At 58.4% G+C, this 14,684-nt stretch carries 21 protein-coding genes and 1 pseudogene; 12 read left to right on the top strand and 10 right to left on the bottom strand.

All coding sequences use genetic code 11. The features are described from left to right. The 8 genes from ACMV5O_RS16675 to ACMV5O_RS16640 all read left to right on the top strand — a co-directional run bounded on the left by ACMV5O_RS16675 (position 1) and on the right by ACMV5O_RS16640 (position 4,107). A complete protein-coding gene (locus ACMV5O_RS16675) occupies positions 1-504 on the top strand; it encodes an HD domain-containing protein (protein WP_416164520.1) in 504 nt (167 codons plus the stop codon). A gap of 158 nt (positions 505-662) precedes the next feature. Next, a complete protein-coding gene (locus ACMV5O_RS16670; RefSeq protein ID WP_416164519.1) occupies positions 663-887 on the top strand; it encodes a hypothetical protein in 225 nt (74 codons plus the stop codon). A gap of 8 nt (positions 888-895) precedes the next feature. Continuing rightward, positions 896-1,243 (top strand): hypothetical protein, encoded by a 348-nt coding sequence (locus ACMV5O_RS16665; protein WP_416164518.1) that lies wholly within the window; start codon positions 896-898, stop codon positions 1,241-1,243. A gap of 74 nt (positions 1,244-1,317) precedes the next feature. Beyond that, entirely contained in the window at positions 1,318-2,247 is a 930-nt protein-coding gene (locus ACMV5O_RS16660; protein ID WP_416164517.1) for a DUF4326 domain-containing protein, read from the top strand. Positions 2,248-2,249: 2 nt separating this feature from the next. Then, on the top strand, positions 2,250-2,528 hold the full coding sequence (locus ACMV5O_RS16655; protein ID WP_416164516.1) for a hypothetical protein: 279 nt from the start codon (positions 2,250-2,252) through the stop codon (positions 2,526-2,528). Then, a complete protein-coding gene (locus tag ACMV5O_RS16650) occupies positions 2,525-2,884 on the top strand; it encodes a hypothetical protein (RefSeq protein WP_416164515.1) in 360 nt (119 codons plus the stop codon). The genes ACMV5O_RS16655 and ACMV5O_RS16650 overlap by 4 nt, the downstream gene beginning before the upstream one ends. Positions 2,885-3,022: 138 nt before the next feature. Next, complete coding sequence (locus ACMV5O_RS16645) at positions 3,023-3,397, top strand: hypothetical protein (protein ID WP_416164514.1); 375 nt, start codon at positions 3,023-3,025, stop codon at positions 3,395-3,397. A 2-nt stretch (positions 3,398-3,399) separates the two neighbouring features. Beyond that, on the top strand, positions 3,400-4,107 hold the full coding sequence (locus ACMV5O_RS16640; protein ID WP_416164513.1) for a hypothetical protein: 708 nt from the start codon (positions 3,400-3,402) through the stop codon (positions 4,105-4,107). A gap of 136 nt (positions 4,108-4,243) precedes the next feature. On the opposite strand, the gene ACMV5O_RS16635 is transcribed toward ACMV5O_RS16640, so the two are convergent. Together ACMV5O_RS16635 and ACMV5O_RS16630 are read right to left on the bottom strand one after the other, a co-directional pair. Further along, positions 4,244-4,801, bottom strand: a complete 558-nt coding sequence (locus ACMV5O_RS16635) for a hypothetical protein (RefSeq protein ID WP_416164512.1) — start codon at positions 4,799-4,801, stop codon at positions 4,244-4,246. Next, positions 4,798-5,043 carry a hypothetical protein gene (locus ACMV5O_RS16630; RefSeq protein WP_416164511.1) on the bottom strand — a complete coding sequence of 82 codons (246 nt, stop codon included), beginning with the start codon at positions 5,041-5,043 and terminating at the stop codon, positions 4,798-4,800. The genes ACMV5O_RS16635 and ACMV5O_RS16630 overlap by 4 nt, the downstream gene beginning before the upstream one ends. Positions 5,044-5,215: 172 nt before the next feature. Between ACMV5O_RS16630 and ACMV5O_RS16625 the strand changes: the two genes are divergently transcribed. The 3 genes from ACMV5O_RS16625 to ACMV5O_RS16615 all read left to right on the top strand — a co-directional run bounded on the left by ACMV5O_RS16625 (position 5,216) and on the right by ACMV5O_RS16615 (position 6,533). After that, the gene (locus ACMV5O_RS16625) at positions 5,216-5,758 is read left to right on the top strand and encodes a hypothetical protein (protein ID WP_416164510.1); all 543 of its coding nucleotides are present in this window, start codon (positions 5,216-5,218) and stop codon (positions 5,756-5,758) included. Positions 5,759-5,803: 45 nt separating this feature from the next. After that, on the top strand, positions 5,804-5,986 hold the full coding sequence (locus ACMV5O_RS16620) for a hypothetical protein (protein ID WP_416164509.1): 183 nt from the start codon (positions 5,804-5,806) through the stop codon (positions 5,984-5,986). Between the two features lie 178 nt (positions 5,987-6,164). Continuing rightward, positions 6,165-6,533 carry a hypothetical protein gene (locus ACMV5O_RS16615; RefSeq protein ID WP_416164508.1) on the top strand — a complete coding sequence of 123 codons (369 nt, stop codon included), beginning with the start codon at positions 6,165-6,167 and terminating at the stop codon, positions 6,531-6,533. Here the strand turns inward: ACMV5O_RS16615 and ACMV5O_RS16610 are convergent. The 5 genes from ACMV5O_RS16610 to ACMV5O_RS16590 all read right to left on the bottom strand — a co-directional run bounded on the left by ACMV5O_RS16610 (position 6,505) and on the right by ACMV5O_RS16590 (position 9,913). After that, positions 6,505-7,050 (bottom strand): hypothetical protein, encoded by a 546-nt coding sequence (locus tag ACMV5O_RS16610; protein ID WP_416164507.1) that lies wholly within the window; start codon positions 7,048-7,050, stop codon positions 6,505-6,507. The two genes, ACMV5O_RS16615 and ACMV5O_RS16610, sit on opposite strands and share 29 nt — an antisense overlap. Positions 7,051-7,419: 369 nt before the next feature. Continuing rightward, positions 7,420-7,740, bottom strand: coding sequence for a hypothetical protein (locus tag ACMV5O_RS16605; RefSeq protein ID WP_416164506.1), 321 nt, complete (start codon positions 7,738-7,740; stop codon positions 7,420-7,422). A 97-nt stretch (positions 7,741-7,837) separates the two neighbouring features. After that, positions 7,838-8,002 carry a hypothetical protein gene (locus ACMV5O_RS16600; RefSeq protein WP_416164505.1) on the bottom strand — a complete coding sequence of 55 codons (165 nt, stop codon included), beginning with the start codon at positions 8,000-8,002 and terminating at the stop codon, positions 7,838-7,840. Positions 8,003-8,070: 68 nt separating this feature from the next. Further along, positions 8,071-9,204 carry a DNA-binding protein gene (locus tag ACMV5O_RS16595; protein ID WP_416164504.1) on the bottom strand — a complete coding sequence of 378 codons (1,134 nt, stop codon included), beginning with the start codon at positions 9,202-9,204 and terminating at the stop codon, positions 8,071-8,073. A gap of 61 nt (positions 9,205-9,265) precedes the next feature. Beyond that, on the bottom strand, positions 9,266-9,913 hold the full coding sequence (locus ACMV5O_RS16590; RefSeq protein ID WP_416164503.1) for an RNA ligase family protein: 648 nt from the start codon (positions 9,911-9,913) through the stop codon (positions 9,266-9,268). 302 nt (positions 9,914-10,215) lie between these two features. Between ACMV5O_RS16590 and ACMV5O_RS16585 the strand changes: the two are divergent. Further along, a pseudogene (locus ACMV5O_RS16585) lies at positions 10,216-10,985 on the top strand (IS5 family transposase); the annotation flags it as partial. Positions 10,986-11,152: 167 nt separating this feature from the next. On the opposite strand, the gene ACMV5O_RS16580 reads toward ACMV5O_RS16585, so the two are convergent. The 3 genes from ACMV5O_RS16580 to ACMV5O_RS16570 are packed head-to-tail and all read right to left on the bottom strand — an operon-like array spanning position 11,153 to position 14,671. Next, positions 11,153-12,469 carry a hypothetical protein gene (locus ACMV5O_RS16580; RefSeq protein ID WP_416164502.1) on the bottom strand — a complete coding sequence of 439 codons (1,317 nt, stop codon included), beginning with the start codon at positions 12,467-12,469 and terminating at the stop codon, positions 11,153-11,155. Positions 12,470-12,481: 12 nt separating this feature from the next. Beyond that, positions 12,482-13,504 (bottom strand): ATP-binding protein, encoded by a 1,023-nt coding sequence (locus ACMV5O_RS16575; RefSeq protein WP_416164501.1) that lies wholly within the window; start codon positions 13,502-13,504, stop codon positions 12,482-12,484. 27 nt (positions 13,505-13,531) lie between these two features. After that, positions 13,532-14,671, bottom strand: coding sequence for a hypothetical protein (locus ACMV5O_RS16570; protein ID WP_416164500.1), 1,140 nt, complete (start codon positions 14,669-14,671; stop codon positions 13,532-13,534). Between the last annotated feature and the right edge of the window lie 13 nt (positions 14,672-14,684).

Here is a 14,684-nt window from a genome sequence, read left to right as displayed (position 1 = left end):
ATGGAAGAACTCGCAAGACGATTCGCCTCTCTCGCGCACGAGGAAGTCGGGCAACGCCGCAAGTACACCGGTGAGCCGTACATCGTCCATCCGGCCGAAGTGGTCGAACTGGTCAGAAGCGTTCCTCACACCGAGGCGATGATTCTGGCGGCTTGGTGCCATGACACACTGGAGGACACAGAAGCGACGATCACCGAGATCGAAGCGCTCCTCGGAGCGGAAGTCGCAAGCCTGGTCGAGATGCTCACCGACGTCAGTAAGCCCGAAGATGGGAACCGAGCGGTGCGCAAGGCGATCGATCGCGAACATCTCGCGAAAGCATCGCCTGCTGCCAAGACCATCAAACTCGCGGACCTGATTTCCAACAGCCGATCGATTCTTCAGCACGACCCCAAGTTCGCGGCGGTCTATCTGGAGGAAAAACGCCTTTTGCTCGAGGTTCTCAAGGACGGAGACCCGACGCTCTGGAGCCAGGCCTACGCGATCGTCAATAACGCTCGCTGAGCCCTGACTCATTCATCAACCCAACCCGCACAGGCATCGCCTCTGCGGGTTTTTCTTTGGCTGCTTACATCGGCACGTGCGGCCACCTCTGATGCAACGATCTTCGCTGCAGCACATGCGCGGCGACTCTTACCACTCAGCGCCTGAGGTGAAAGCAAATGACGATACAACGTGTCCCCGAATCAACCGCGATCGACATGATCGGCCCCTATCTCGCGGCACAAGCGCCATGCCCCTTCTGTGGCAGGCAAAACCTGCTTCTGCATACCGAAGGGCCGCTTAGCCCCGTCAAGGTTCACGAGGTGTGCAAGCACATTCGCGGCTATGGACTTGACGAAGACGACAATGGGTTTCTTCAGTTCGAAGATGCAGACAAGGAGTAGACGACATCATGCCTACTACGCAATCTCAAATCGAAGAGATGAAAGCGATGGCAAAGCGGCTTGCCGCTGATCCGTCGATCGAGTCTGCCTACATCGATGACTGGGGACGGTTTGGCAACTTTCAGCTCTTTGTCACGCCTCGGCATCACGATCGCTCCACGACGCTGCGGCTTCGTGCGCTCGTCAGGAAGGCTTTGCCCGAAAAAGCGCATCTCCGGGAGTGCTTTGGACCGGACCCCATCCGCGAATACAGACCCTATTCCCGGAGCAGTCACATCGTTGGTTATAGTCGATCGTACTGGGTGTTCGATGTTGATTACCAGCACTACGACCAACAAACCAATTTCTTCAATTGACCCCGTTCAAGGAGTTTTTTCATGCCTCACTACTACCGCATTCGCGCCTTCGTTGAAGGCAGGGAGGTTGCGCAGTGATCGAGTCACTCGCAGTCATTGAGCACGGTTTGGCCAGTTATCCGCCGCGCACCCGCGAAAATGCCGCGAAGGCCGACCTTACCGTGGCGTTTGCAGTCGATTTCGACACGCATGGGGAACGACTTACAAGGAAGGCGGCCGGTACGCGTTACGTGGCCATCAGTCTCGATAGCGATCCGATTGAAGCGGCACGGATCCTGTATGCGGCTTTGCGGCGATTCCAGGCCACTACGCTCAATGTGGCCGGCAACAGCCTGCCTACGCTTCTTGGTCGCGGCTGGACACAAGCTCGCGCCGACCAGTTCGTCTTGGATGTCCTTGCGACTTGTTCGAAGCACTGGAAGCTCGACTCCATCCGCTCGGGCGGTCAGACGGGCATTGACCTTGCCGGTGTGACAGCGGCGTGCATATTGGACATTCCGGCGATTGCACTGCTTCCGAAGGGCTTCTTGCAGCGCGGCGCGGACAACAAGGACTTCACCCAGGATGCACAGTCCGTCCGCCGCCAGATCGAGTCAGGGGTCGAACGACTGAAGCAAAGCAACCTTCCACAAGCCGAACCGGAGCCTCTCGCCGGCTCGATCCAGGTGGTCAGCAAGCGCGCAGGGGGTGTTAAGCCTGACGCAAACCAGACCGTGATCAGCGCAGATCGCACCAACCCTGTGCTGGGCAACCCTTTCCATCTTCGCGACTGGCGAAACCCAGCCGGCAGACACAATGTGATCGAGCGGTATCGCAAGGAGGTGCTTCTGCCCGATCTCGCTGCGCAGGGGCCGATCTACCGGGCGCTCGAGGACATCAAGGCTCGGGTGAAAGCAGGCGGGCACATCGCTTTGGCGTGTTGGTGCGCTCCGCTGCCTTGCCATGCCGATCACTTGAAAGCCTACATCGAGGGCGATGAAACCAACCTCAACCCAAAGGAATAGCAATGATCGATTTCAAGAAGCTGAGAGACCCGGCCTACCAGGCTGAACAAAGGGCCGCACGTGAAGCAGAAGACAAGGCTCGCGAAGCGCTCGACGCGCTCCAACGCGAGCAGATTGATCGCTGTCTCGACAACTACGACTCGCTACCGCAGAAGGAGCGCGAATTCGTTCTGAGTTGCCGTATGCGAACGGGGCGTTGGCTTCCCCTTACGGAGAAGCAGTCGAAATGGCTCTCCGATATCGCGGCGCGTTTCGCTGAGACGAAAGGCGGTGCGGCATGACCACCTGGAAGGAAGCCTATGAGCGTCTTTGCTCGGGTAAGGATGACACCTGCAACGCGATTATCGCCTGGTTGGTGAGTGCCGGCTGGAAGCCCGATCGCATTATCAAGAATTCAGTGACCAAGATCTATGGCCCAAATCAAGCAGAGCTCTGGCTTTACATCAATATGGATACGCGGCAATACCGACTTGAGGGTGAGTACATCTCCGAAGGCAAGAATGCGCTTGCCCTCTGTAGCGGCCTGCTGATGGATCCGAATCCGTCGTCCGCCACGTTGGATGCCACGATGTCAGCTTTTCTCAAAAAGGCCGAGCGCGCAATTCAAAGTAGCTTCGCCATGCGGTTTCTATCCTGAAGCCACCTCTTTTTACCCCAAAGCCCGGATCGTCGATTCGGGCTTTTTCATGCTTATGGCCGGCTGTCTGCCTACCATGCTGCAACGCGATCGCTTCGTGACTGAAGCGAACACTCAACTCGACAGGAGCAAATTCTCATGAATGAAAAGGCAGCCATTCAGGCTTTGGGCCGAGCCCTGCAAGACTCGCTGGGCTTTCTCTCGGCCTGGCAGCACCACCTTGACGACCAAGGGCGCGATCTGGCCGCTGCTGAGGTCGGCCGCGTGCACTCGGAGGCGGTACGGGCCTTGCGTGAGCACACCATTGCCTCCATCAAGGCAAAGGATCTCAAACCCGGCATGTGGCTTTCGTACGCCAACGAGCGGCAGAATCAGCGGGTCGTGGGGATCACGACCGGCCGGCTGGACGATCTGCGCGTTCTCCTGGACTACGGCAACGGCGGCGAACCGGCGACGCAGTTCTTCGGCGCCGACGAGGTTGTCTTGATCGATCTTCTGCGTCAGGAGGATTAATCATGGAAGTCCCGTTCTTCGACCTCAAGGAGCCGCGGGCATCGCTGATGCAAGTGCCCAACGGTCTTGTCTCCCAGTACGCATTCGACCAAGAGCCTGCCCTGCTTCAGATCGAGCTCCCGACGACCGACATGTACTGTTTGATGGGCCACCAGCTCGTCCGCGGGAGGATCACCGGGCTCGGGCTTGACACCTTCACCTGGCAACTGTCGGCTGAGGACGCCAGGCGGTTCCCGATCTTTGCCAACCGCGACCTTTGGGCCTTGTACGGCGAAGTGACTCTCGGGCGTGATCTGACTCGCGTAAGACTCAATGGGCGCGGGCGCGACCGTCTCGTGAAAGCGTCTTATCGACCCCACCATCTGGCAGTTGCCGACTTTGAGGCCCAGGCTTCACACCTGTACTTACGCTCTGCGTTTGCCGGGGGTGCCTTCTATTCAGCCTGGGCAGGCTTGCCTCACGCGACCCTCCCGTTTCCAGATATCTTCGCCCATGAGGTAGAGCATGTTGGCGGCCCAAGCCTCGAGGATGCCTTCTCGTTCGCTGACCTCTTGTCGGAGATCGAGCTGGCAAAACGGCGTAAGGCGGCCTTGCAGGACGCAATCATGTGTAGGGCGTCGGCCGACGTCATCGAATCGGAGCGTATCGCGCTCCTCAACGTGCGCTTCGGTAAAGCCCTCCACCAGGGGCTGCTGAACACGCTGCAGTAATCTCCCCACCCACCCCGCGCTAGCATCGCCTAGCCGGGGTTTTCTATTGCTGGCCGTGATTAACGCCGTTCCATTAACGCAATGGCGTTACCCGCCAAGTGAGTCTTCAGCGATCGCCATCAGCGGGGGAAGGGACTCACCGCGCATCGAGCGTGCGCGATGCACGAGAGCCGATCACGGCCTGAGAGATGAAGTCCACGTGGGAGAGAAGCCTCATGCTGCTGGCCACGCGACTGCGGCGAAGCATGAATTTCTTCGCCTCGATCCACAGCATCGGCACCAGGATCGGCGTGAACAGCAGCACCGTCACGCCCGATGCCACAAGTGCGAGCGTTCCAAGCCCGGCGGTGGCGGCAATCGTGAAGTCCTTGGGTTCGAGGCGGTCGCGGATCAGATTGTGCGCCTTGAGAAAGGAGGAGGGCTCGACATCGAACGCCCAGGTTCGGCTCTCGTGCCGCGCGATAGCAACGACGCGCCACTGGCCCCTCCCGTGCGGGTCGCACTCGATCACGCTCACGTACTCGCCTTCGTTGAACGTCCTGCGACGTTCGAGCTTGAACTGCTCGTAGGCGGCGCCTTGGTCGATCTCGAGCATCGAGCCGCCTGACGTGTGTTCGAAGCAAACGGTCACCTCACCCGATCTGACCCTGCAGGGCACCTTGCTGCGGCCGATTTGAATGTGACTCGGGTTCATGTCCGAACTCCAAAGTGCAAGGTGTCGATCTTGAGGCCCTCCTGTTCCAGCAGGTTGAGAGCATCGTGTAGATCCTCAAAGGCTTGCGGTTCGCCAGGGCTCTGGCGCAAGGCATATTCCCCGCCCGGGCACTGGAATACGAGATTCCACGCCTTGCTCATGGGCACTTTCTGTGCGCGAATCTGTTTGATCGCGGTGTTCTCGAGCAGCAGTCGGAACTCATGCAGGTCGACAGCCTTCAAAGCGAACCTCTTCTGAAAACGTTTAATTTGAGTCTACCGAGTGGTCGGGCGCGGCCCAAACAAACCACTGCCCCACCGTCGCCGCACTCAAGCGCTTGTGAGTGCTCGCGTATGGCAGCCCGTCACGCCATTGCAGCCACAAGGACTTTGCCCTGGTGGCCTGGAGATGCTCATGACCCTGACGATGAACTTGAGGCAGAATGTGACGCATAGTGTGGCATCCCCCCTCTTCGAAACTCCGAACAGGGGTGTTCGCCTTTTCTTAACCCCTTCTGCAGAAGGCAACGCAGCAACTGCGTCCCCCGGGACGACTGCTCGCGCGACTCTGCAACTTCACTGGGACGATCGCAACACCGTGGATCGCGAAAACGACCTACTGTCACTGAACGGAGGTACGCCCGACGGGCTCGAGCTCACGAACGGCTCCGGGTCCTACGTCCTTGTCGTAAGACAAAAGGACAACTCCGGGCGGCTGGTTTGGTTCGACAAGTCCGGCATCAGCGGTCACTCGATCAAACCTTCTCCTCTGGAGGCTTTTCGCAACGCGCTTGCCGACGGTTTCATCACGCCGGCCGCAGGTGCGTTCCGTGACTTTGCCCGCACAGAACCGTGGCTTCGGAAAATGAGAACCAAGGCGATGCTGATGGAGATTGCAGCACTGAATCCATCGCCTCGATCGGTGATGCGTTCGATGGGCTTGCGCTCGGACGGGTGACATTTTTCTTACGCGTCATCTGACGCACCTCATCAAGGAGCAATCATGCCGCATGCTTGGGAGGGCGATCTTGCCAGAGACGTGAACTGGCTCGAGCGCCCAAAAATCGTGGAGATTCTTGAAGCCTACGGCTTCGCTTGCTACGACCGCGAATCAACGGATGAACTGCGCGATGCTCTGCGCGAGAACATCCTCGACGGAACGATCCCCCGTTCTGTCATTGACTGACCCCCAAATCCCGACAGCCTCGCTGCCGGGATTTTTTCATGCAACTTGTCACACCCAGGCCTTTTCAAGCCTGACAACACACTCTCATAAGCGGTAGCATGGCGGAATGCGCGTCTAACGACGAGGGCATTTTACGCGATGACACCAGGCAGAATGCTTGGCGCAGGAGGGTGTTGGCATGGCAACGGCCCCGAACCCGTTGACGCATGCAGTTCAGGGCAATCTCGAGAAGCAGTGCCGCCAGGTCTTGTCAGCAGCCTTGAACAGCGATGCGCGCTTCAGCATCTCGGACCCCAAATATGACCGGCTACATGTGGCCGTGTACCAGCTTTATCTCTTGGGCTACATCGCTCGGACGGGGGGAGGGTTCTCGGACTGGAAGCTCACTGAGAAGGGCATCCAGGAAGCGCACGCCCAACAGGTTCGGGCTTCTCTGCCGAAGACCCTTGGCGACGGAAGCGCACCGCACCTTGAGCGCTTCAATGCGCATGCGCCCCCTTTTTTAGGCGACGACGTCCTCACTTCAAGCAAAAGCGCGTCAGCCTGAGTCCTTTTGGCTGGGCCCCAAAGAGCGTTTCCCAGAACGCCCTTTCGGAGCGATCGCCAATCGGCATCCGGTACGCCTTGCCCTTCCTGAAGTACGTGAGATCGAAGGTTTCAGCGCGTACCACCTTGCCTGCCTTGAACACTACGCCTTCAATGAACCGCTCGACCCAGAGGATCTGGTCGAGCTCTCGGTCAGGCAAGAACGTTTCCCGTACCTTCGCGTGCAGATCCTCAATCACGTCGGTCACGCTCACGCCAGGATTCCCCGGGATCTCGGTCAGCACGAAAACCGCAGTGTCCTCGCCGGTCACGAAGACGTCGACGCCATAAGCGCCGGCCAGGCCCCTCGCGGTGTGAACCGAAAATGTTCCGCTGATATGCGCTCCCTTGAGGAGAAGCTCTTCCCTAATCATCGCGTACTCCTTCAGCTTGATCGGGCAGCGGTTCGACGAAGGATCGCCCGTGCCAGATACCTCGCTCCCCTGTCTTGAACGGCTCGACGGTTGCTTCGGCATCATCTTCGAGCAAGGTTGCATGGACAAGGTCCCCGACCACGCCATCCAGGATCGCTCGCACGCGCCTGAAGTGGCCGGGACCCGAATCTCTTCCCCGAGCGCCCCGCAGCAGCCATACAGGCTTGCCGATGTGCGCTCTCAAGGGGTCTTCCCGCGCAGGCGGCATCGCCTCGTCGACGACCGAGAAACCGCGCGAGCGGGGGCGTGCGTCTGCGTAGATACGCCGGCAGGCGATGGCCACCTCCCGGCCGCCGCCCACAGGGCGGGCGTGCACATGATCGAGCCCCATGGCTGTCGTTACGCCATGCCCCGTGACCTCGAGGATTCGACCCGGTCGCCTCGGGTCATTGTCCTGCAGCAACGTCCCAATCCTCACGCAGAACCCCCGATCGGTTTGAGGGCGTCACCATAGAAGTAGAGCGCGCTCATCGCTTCGAAGTCGGGCGCTTCAATCGGCGTCCAGCGCTCCGCGGCGCACGCAGGTTCAAATCCGCGGGGGCCACCCATCGGCGGTGACGCGCGTCCGAGCTTGCGCCCGTCGTGCGCGAACAGCACGACGTCCAGCAATAGGCCGTCTCCGCAGGGGTCTGGATACACGTCCTTGATCTGGCCGAGCTGCGGCCGTCGGTCACCCTCGTGCGCATACTGCGCGACCCATGTCTTCTCGACGATTGAAACCATTTCATGTGCCATCGTTGATCCCAACGAACCCAGTTGGTCTCAGAGAGCTTAGCGCCAACTCACGCTAGAGTCCCGAAAACGCCTATCCCCCGAAGCGCTCATTAGCCAGTCACCCCACTGTGATCTGCTTGTATTTCGCAAACACCCGCTTGACCGGGTTGAGCATGCCAGCCGTCGTCGGTTGATGGATGCGCGCGTCCAGCCAGTGGATGCGCCGGTTTGGAGGCGTCTCCGGACTGCGGACTAGACGCCCGATCCCTTGACGAACCAGCATGCCCTGTGCATCCACATGGCTTGAAGCATTGTTGCTTTATGCGTGCGGGCAGGGACCGATCAAAATGCCTATGCGTCTCTTGTGACAGCTTTGCGCTTCTTTATCCCGGATTGCTTGCCCCCTGACTCTTCCTGCTCATTCTTGCACGGCTCTGCATACAGCATCTTTGCACGCAGACTCTCCAATTCGCCTCCTATCTCCTCGACGCGCGCCTGCAGCGCATCGCTCCGCCGCCGCTCATCCTCAAACCGCTCCTGCGTCGCCTTCGCACGGCTTTCCGCCGCGGCGATCGCGGCAGCACTGCGCGACGAGGCCGCCTGCAGCTCGTCTGCGCGTGCCTGAGCACGATCGGCACGATCCCGCGACGCGGCGAGCGCCACCTCGAGCTCGCGAAGCCTGCCTTGTGCCTCCTTCACCTCCTGTGTCGCCTTCTCCGCGCGGACGCGATGCTCCCCTTCCATTTTCTCCCTTGCGGCAAGGTTGCGCTTGAGCTCAGCGACCTGTGCGCTGGCCTCCTGGCGTAACCGGTCGGTCTGCTCCATCAGCATGCGCCGCTCGCCATCGCCGCGCTCACGCTCTGTCGTGAGCTGCGCGGCGCACTCATCCTTCGTCTTTGCCAAAAGACGCGCCCCTTTCTCCAACTCTTCCCTCAACGTGTTATTCAACTGCTCGACAGCCTTCTCGAGCTCGCTGCATCGTGATGCAAACTGATCGCGCGCTCGAGCCGTATCCGCCAGGCCGCTCTGAAGCTGTGTGACCTGGTCCTGGAGGCGTGACCGATCGGTGCTCGTTGCATTCAGGTCTGCCTGCAGGATCGTTACCAGGGTGTTCGCCGCCTGCGTTTGCGACTTGGCATCCTCGAGACGGGCCTCCAAGGCGCTGTATTCGCGCTTCGCTTCTTCGAGCTTTCCTAGATGGAACTCCTCGTTGAAGGCCACCGCCCGTTTCCAGCAACGATCGAAGAAAGGACGGGCGATGTGCGCGACAAAATCCTCAGGCGCCTCGTAGTCCCGCACCCTGCCATCGGCCGCCACACCGCGCTCGCTCCTGAACTGCGCGATCATGCGTTGCACGACCGCAGCGCCGCCCTTGCGGCCCATTCGCTCGTACACGTTCGCAAAGGTAATCGGCTCGTCTGCAGCGAGTGCGTCCTCGCAGGCCTTCTGCACGTCTTTAAACTCGATACTGGTCGGTCGTGCCATGTCTTATGTCCATACGTTGAAAAGGAACGGGCTGGAGGAGAGGAGAGCGGAGGAGGGCTGGTCACCCGCGAGGATGCGACGCCCCAGCGCAAGAGTGAGTTTGCGCCAGCCCATTCGGTACGACCTGGGCATACATCCAGTGCCTCGACGTGCCGACGTGTTCCTTACGCACCCACTTCGCCACAGAGCTCCCGAAGTCCTCATACGCAAACTCATCAGCGACTCGCATGACGATGCCTTCGTGCAGCGTGGTGTCAATCCGGCGCACGAAGCGCTCTAGCGCCCCCCGCGCATTGGAAGTGAACGGACCGCTCAGTTCAGGGATTTCTGTCACGGGCGTGATCCCGAGCCTGCTCAGAACGTCGAGGGTCTCCGCCCACCCGAGGGCGACGTTGCGGGCATCCCACACGGAAAACCCCATGAAATAGCTCGGCAGCGCCTCATAGGCAAGGGTATGCCGCGCATACAGGTTCTCTCCGCAGATCCGCCAGCCTGGCGGAATCTCATGCGCAATCTGGGCATGAAAGCGCGCGAGCCAGTCCCGAGAAGGGTGATGCCGGCTGTCCAGTGAGCGGGCATGAAAGCCGTTGCGGTACAGCGTGGTGTTCTCGCCGTCCATCTTCCAGGTGACAACCACATCGCGCCCAGAGAAGGCCTCGAGCGTGCGCAGCACGCGATCGTCTTTCGTGACCCCGGGCGAGAAGGGCATGTGCGGTGTGCGTGGGTACTTGTGTCAGTCAGGTGCCACAATAACGTCCAGCAAACCGTTGGCCCAAGTGACTGAAAACAAAAGATTATGAGTCTCTCACGGGATACTCTTGCGGCTCAGTTTGTGACCGCAATTCTATCCCGCACCCCAAGTAATACCAGAAACTAGCCCCCCACACTTCGAAAACCTACTGCAAACCTGTCCCTTAGGCCATTTCAGAGATCGGTGCGAAGGATCGTCTAGACAAGCTTTGATCTATTTGGAGCCGGTAACATACTGAGATCATAAGCCGCGCTGCCACCATGAAGCAAAGGACCTTCGCCTCGCAGGCTTTCGAACGCAAGAAGCAACAGACGCGCCCGTAGCGCTCCCGGGTCGAGATCGAGAAGGTCGTGCCGTGGGCAGCGTTGCTGGCAGTAGTCGAGTTGCACTACCCGAAGACGGGCAGGCATGGCCGTCCACCGATGCCGGAAGCGACGATGCTGCGGATCGACTTCATCTAGCAGTGGTATGCGCTGTTGATCCGGCGATGGAAGATGCGCTCTACGAAGTCGAGTCGATGCGCCGCTTTGCCGGTCTGGACCTCACCGACGACGCGATGCCCAACGAGACGACGATCGTAAAGCTCCGCCACCTGCCCGAGAGGCATGCGCTGACCGGGCAGATGATGAACACCATCAACGACACGCCTGAGGAGCGCGGTCTGCTCCTCAACGACGGCACGATGGTCGACGCCACGATCATCCATGCGCCGCCATCGACGAAGAGCCAGGAACGCAAGCGTGACCCTGAGATGCATCAGACCAAGAAGGGCAACCAGTGGTACTTGGGTATGAAGGTTCATGTGGGCGCCGACGTCAATTCCGGGCTCGTGCATACCGTTTCGGTTACGCCTGCCAACGTCTCGGATATCAACCAGTTGCCGCATCTGGTGCGTGAGGATGATCGGGCAGCGTTTGGCGACGAGGGCTACATGAACAACAAGCTCAAGCGCCCGGCCCGCAAGGCGGGACTGTTCTGGGGTGTGCCGCTCAAGGCTAGCAAGCAGCACCCGCTGATCGAGGCGAACAAGCTCGGGCCCTGAAAGTGCCCCGAAAAGCAGCGGTCGAAGCGGAAAAATCGATCAGCGGGGTCAGTGGAACCGGCTCGCTTGACTGAGCGTACTCAGAACGTCAATTAATCAGGGGTTCCCTAGATGGCGCTCCTCTCTTAGTCGCAACTCCCTTTGCCGTGCGGGGGTCAGGCGACCACGAAATACAAATGGTCTTGTCCAGTAATCCTATCCTTGACCTTGATCACAGCGATCGGGAAATAGTTTCGGTGTCTCCAGCACCCCAGCCGGTTTGCCCACCGATCGACCGCAATGAGCCACCGCCGTTCGGCTTCAGGAAGAGGGACCTCGCGGAAGCTAATCTGCATTTTGTGCCATTCGACGGCAATTTTCAGTGAAGCGTTCCATGTAGCCCCCAAGATTCCATCGCTGATTCGTCGGTTGCTAATCTTTGCTTCTAAACGATTCACTTTCATGTTCAACAGTTGTGGAACTGCTACAGCACAAAAATCAAAACGCGAGTACGGCTCGCAATAAATAGACGTGACCTTTTGAAATTGGGCACGCCAAATCAGGTGAGCGTGAAGATGGGGTGGCACCAGAGAGCCAACAGGCACAGCAACGCCGAAGCTTGGCGTGCGGAAGTGTTCTCTGTATTTTTGGAGTTCGGGGGGCAGTGCTATCCTGCGCAGGATAGTGCCGTACTCGGCCTCAGTTAGGTCCGGCGACGACTTCGCGCCCTGGGTAAGCACAAATGGACCAAACACCTCTGGTTTCTGGTCAAGATTCGATTCCGGCACGGTTTTGTCTGGAAGTAGTCTTGACCGAAGGACGGCAAACACAGCGTCCCGAGTGTGGTCTCGCGTCCCTTCAGGAGACTGAAGTGTGGTGCTCCATTCAGACACATTCATCCAGTGAATGTCTTTGGAAGTATTTATTCGTTCAAGCCAAGTATGAATCGGATCGAGGCGATCGAGGCGATCGGGAGTTGACCAGGCATCGACGCGCCGGTCTATCAAGAGTTCGCCGCCAAGGGGAGATCCACATTCAGTGCATGAGAAACTGGGAAGATGATCGTTGTTCAGGAAGTATGGCGGGGTACTGGCTCCGCAATGTATGCAGCTATTTCGATGAATCTCTCCGTGAATCGGGCATTGGACAATACCGGGTATTTGAGCGATTGCCGCCTGGAAGCCGCTACTGATACATTTGGCACAATAACGGAACTCACGGTCTGTTGCCAACGCTTTATAAAGCCGTGGAATCCGTGCGGCGAGACTCGCCTGATAGAGCATATTTCCAAGCGATGATGCCATTTCATCGTTGGAAGTAGGACAAGGATCAAGAAGGCTTGCGCCCTTTCCTTGCCGCCACAGAATTCCTTTTCTGAGGTAACGCGTCCTTAGATTGTTCGCGTAGATTATCTTGGCAGCCAGCGTGTAGGGACCCTCACCGATTCCGCTCCATGCGGACGCCCAAACAAAGCCGGGAAGTATTGGGGACACGCGCCGGCCCCCTTAGACAAGTGAATCGACAAACATCGAGTTCTTGACCGCGTCATCCCAACCAGACTGTCCGTGGAACCCAGCGATGTCGCTCGCCATCTGGGTGGTCAAGAAGTGAATCACCGTTTCTCCGACCCATTGCATGCCTATGTCGCTGAACTGTTGGCCGACGTCGGTGGCGGCCTGCACAAACGCGTCCCAGACATGTTGGGCTTGATCCGCCAGTCTCCACCCACTTGCGTAAGCCGACGGAAGAAAGAACTCTGTATAGCTAATGCCCGAACCTGCTGGATATTCGCAACGCTTCGCGCTGTCGTGCTCAGCCAAAAAGGAGCGCAGGTCACTGACATTGCGAATCCCGAAGAATGGCTCTGGACGCATGAGAAAGCGCGCCCACAAATCCTTCCGCTTTTCGCGAAATGTAGCGCTCATATCATCGAGACGCGGATCTCCAAAAATTATCGTTGTCAATATATACCCGTCTTGTTCGCGAAGTTGATTCGCTAGGTCGCGAAGGAAGGTGTATTCCCGGGTATGCCAATTCTGTCCCTCATCGATTAGCAGACAAAAGTGTCTCCCGCCAGCCTGAACGCAAGCGGAGATGATCGCCGTCCTCAGGCGAGTCTGCCGGTCCTGCGCCGTGCCGTCCGTAACTATTCCAAGCGCAATCAGAAGATCGCCCCAAAAGACGCGCTCCGTCGCGGCATCATGTTCCTTCGCCGAGATGAGCCCAAACGCGACCGCCTGCATCACACTGGGCAAATCGTCTCTAATCATCAGTAGTGCCGTGGATTTCCCGGAGCGGAATTTTGCAGAGAAGGCACATCCAGGGCGCTTGAATTTTATCGCAGCACCAACAGAAAGGAACGCCTCCTTAATTGATACGGTAAGGACCTTTACTGGACGTTGATTCAGCGGATGCGATTCAAGATAGCGCTCTCTGTCGGGGCCTTCGCTAAGAGAAGCGATACGGAACCCTTGCTCGTCGGCTAAGGCTTGCTCGTTCTTGCTTTCAGGCGCATCAGGCTCATTCATTATTGCACCTCCAAAAATTGACTGATCTCATTCCCAACTAGCGGGAAGCTTTATCCCAAGAAGCTTGTTGCGTACGACGCGATCATTATTGGTGGGCTGAACGGCCTCGGTTGGGGAAGCAAGAGAACTGATTCCGGCACGCCTCAGAAGGTCCGCTGCCGCCGAGGCATTTCCCGACACCTTCGGCTTGCCAGCCTTCTTCGCTTCGGCAATCGCTTTCTTTTCGAGATGACCGAATAGCGCGACAACTGGATCACCACCGGCCGGAACGAACATCTCTCCCTTGCGGATTAGGGCATTGACGAGTTGGCGATCGTCGTAGGAATGCGCAGACAATTGCCAACCCTTATCCAGGCAGCGCAACGTGCCTATGAAAAGACCGTTATCTAGGTAGCATTCGACGGTGCGCATATCCTGAGGAATATGGACGTAGACATGTTCGCCGATCAGGTCGTATTTTGTTGAAAGGCAAGTCTCGGTATATCGGACTTCGCCAACCTCAACGTATGGCGCGACTCTCTCGCGTACGCTACCAGCAATCCGCTTACGCAACACGAGTACACCAAGTCGGGGCGAACTGGCTGTGTATGGCGGGCTTGGCCGGGGAATCCAGAGGCCCAAGCGACTCGCCATCGTCGCCCGAAGGGAGTCGAGTGGACTGAGGCCGCCCAAACTCGTGTGCGGTTTTGAGTTGTAGTTAGCCAGAAGCACGTCGACCAATTGAACAAGCTCATCCCATTCAATACCTTTTCCAGTTGCTTCTATGGCCGGGTTCTCAGCGCGATGAGGATCTTGGGTTCCGTTCCCCATCGAGGACGGCAGACGCTGAAACCCATACCGCTCGAGGGTTCCAAAGAGTCGTTCCGTGATGGCGTTTCTCCACCAATGTCCAACGCCGCCCCAAGCAATACCGGTACCAAGCGAAGTGCGCAGCCGCGTACGAATACCCTTTGCATAGTGCTGCGCGGCGTTATCCAGGCGGATCAGCGCCGGATTGATATCGGTTATTCCTTCAACGACGCCATTCGGAAAACCGGCGCCCGTCGCGTAACTCAGCCCTTCAACGGTTATCTTCTTTGGCGTCCAGGGCGTATTCCCCATGAGGTAGGCCTCTTCAACATGTTTCGCCTGAATCTGCCGCTGAAGGCAGATGGAGTAGCCGGACACGAGTCGCTTGTTA

Source organism: Thauera sp. WH-1 (assembly GCF_047806685.1).
In the GTDB taxonomy this organism is placed as follows: Bacteria; Pseudomonadota; Gammaproteobacteria; order Burkholderiales; family Rhodocyclaceae; genus Thauera.
This window is presented reverse-complemented; position numbering and strand designations above follow the sequence as displayed.

What these genes read in the sequence shown, in the direction of transcription:
- ACMV5O_RS16665 (WP_416164518.1), top strand. Translation starts at nt 896, where the DNA reads ATGCCTACTACGCAATCTCAAATCGAAGAGATGAAAGCGATGGCAAAG.
- ACMV5O_RS16670 (WP_416164519.1), top strand. Translation starts at nt 663, where the DNA reads ATGACGATACAACGTGTCCCCGAATCAACCGCGATCGACATGATCGGC.
- ACMV5O_RS16640 (WP_416164513.1), top strand. Translation starts at nt 3,400, where the DNA reads ATGGAAGTCCCGTTCTTCGACCTCAAGGAGCCGCGGGCATCGCTGATG.
- ACMV5O_RS16600 (WP_416164505.1), bottom strand. Translation starts at nt 8,002, where the DNA reads ATGCTGGTTCGTCAAGGGATCGGGCGTCTAGTCCGCAGTCCGGAGACG.
- ACMV5O_RS16605 (WP_416164506.1), bottom strand. Translation starts at nt 7,740, where the DNA reads ATGGCACATGAAATGGTTTCAATCGTCGAGAAGACATGGGTCGCGCAG.
- ACMV5O_RS16620 (WP_416164509.1), top strand. Translation starts at nt 5,804, where the DNA reads ATGCCGCATGCTTGGGAGGGCGATCTTGCCAGAGACGTGAACTGGCTC.
- ACMV5O_RS16650 (WP_416164515.1), top strand. Translation starts at nt 2,525, where the DNA reads ATGACCACCTGGAAGGAAGCCTATGAGCGTCTTTGCTCGGGTAAGGAT.
- ACMV5O_RS16575 (WP_416164501.1), bottom strand. Translation starts at nt 13,504, where the DNA reads ATGAATGAGCCTGATGCGCCTGAAAGCAAGAACGAGCAAGCCTTAGCC.
- ACMV5O_RS16635 (WP_416164512.1), bottom strand. Translation starts at nt 4,801, where the DNA reads ATGAACCCGAGTCACATTCAAATCGGCCGCAGCAAGGTGCCCTGCAGG.
- ACMV5O_RS16625 (WP_416164510.1), top strand. Translation starts at nt 5,216, where the DNA reads ATGACCCTGACGATGAACTTGAGGCAGAATGTGACGCATAGTGTGGCA.
- ACMV5O_RS16645 (WP_416164514.1), top strand. Translation starts at nt 3,023, where the DNA reads ATGAATGAAAAGGCAGCCATTCAGGCTTTGGGCCGAGCCCTGCAAGAC.
- ACMV5O_RS16655 (WP_416164516.1), top strand. Translation starts at nt 2,250, where the DNA reads ATGATCGATTTCAAGAAGCTGAGAGACCCGGCCTACCAGGCTGAACAA.
- ACMV5O_RS16590 (WP_416164503.1), bottom strand. Translation starts at nt 9,913, where the DNA reads ATGCCCTTCTCGCCCGGGGTCACGAAAGACGATCGCGTGCTGCGCACG.
- ACMV5O_RS16610 (WP_416164507.1), bottom strand. Translation starts at nt 7,050, where the DNA reads ATGATGCCGAAGCAACCGTCGAGCCGTTCAAGACAGGGGAGCGAGGTA.
- ACMV5O_RS16675 (WP_416164520.1), top strand. Translation starts at nt 1, where the DNA reads ATGGAAGAACTCGCAAGACGATTCGCCTCTCTCGCGCACGAGGAAGTC.
- ACMV5O_RS16595 (WP_416164504.1), bottom strand. Translation starts at nt 9,204, where the DNA reads ATGGCACGACCGACCAGTATCGAGTTTAAAGACGTGCAGAAGGCCTGC.
- ACMV5O_RS16615 (WP_416164508.1), top strand. Translation starts at nt 6,165, where the DNA reads ATGGCAACGGCCCCGAACCCGTTGACGCATGCAGTTCAGGGCAATCTC.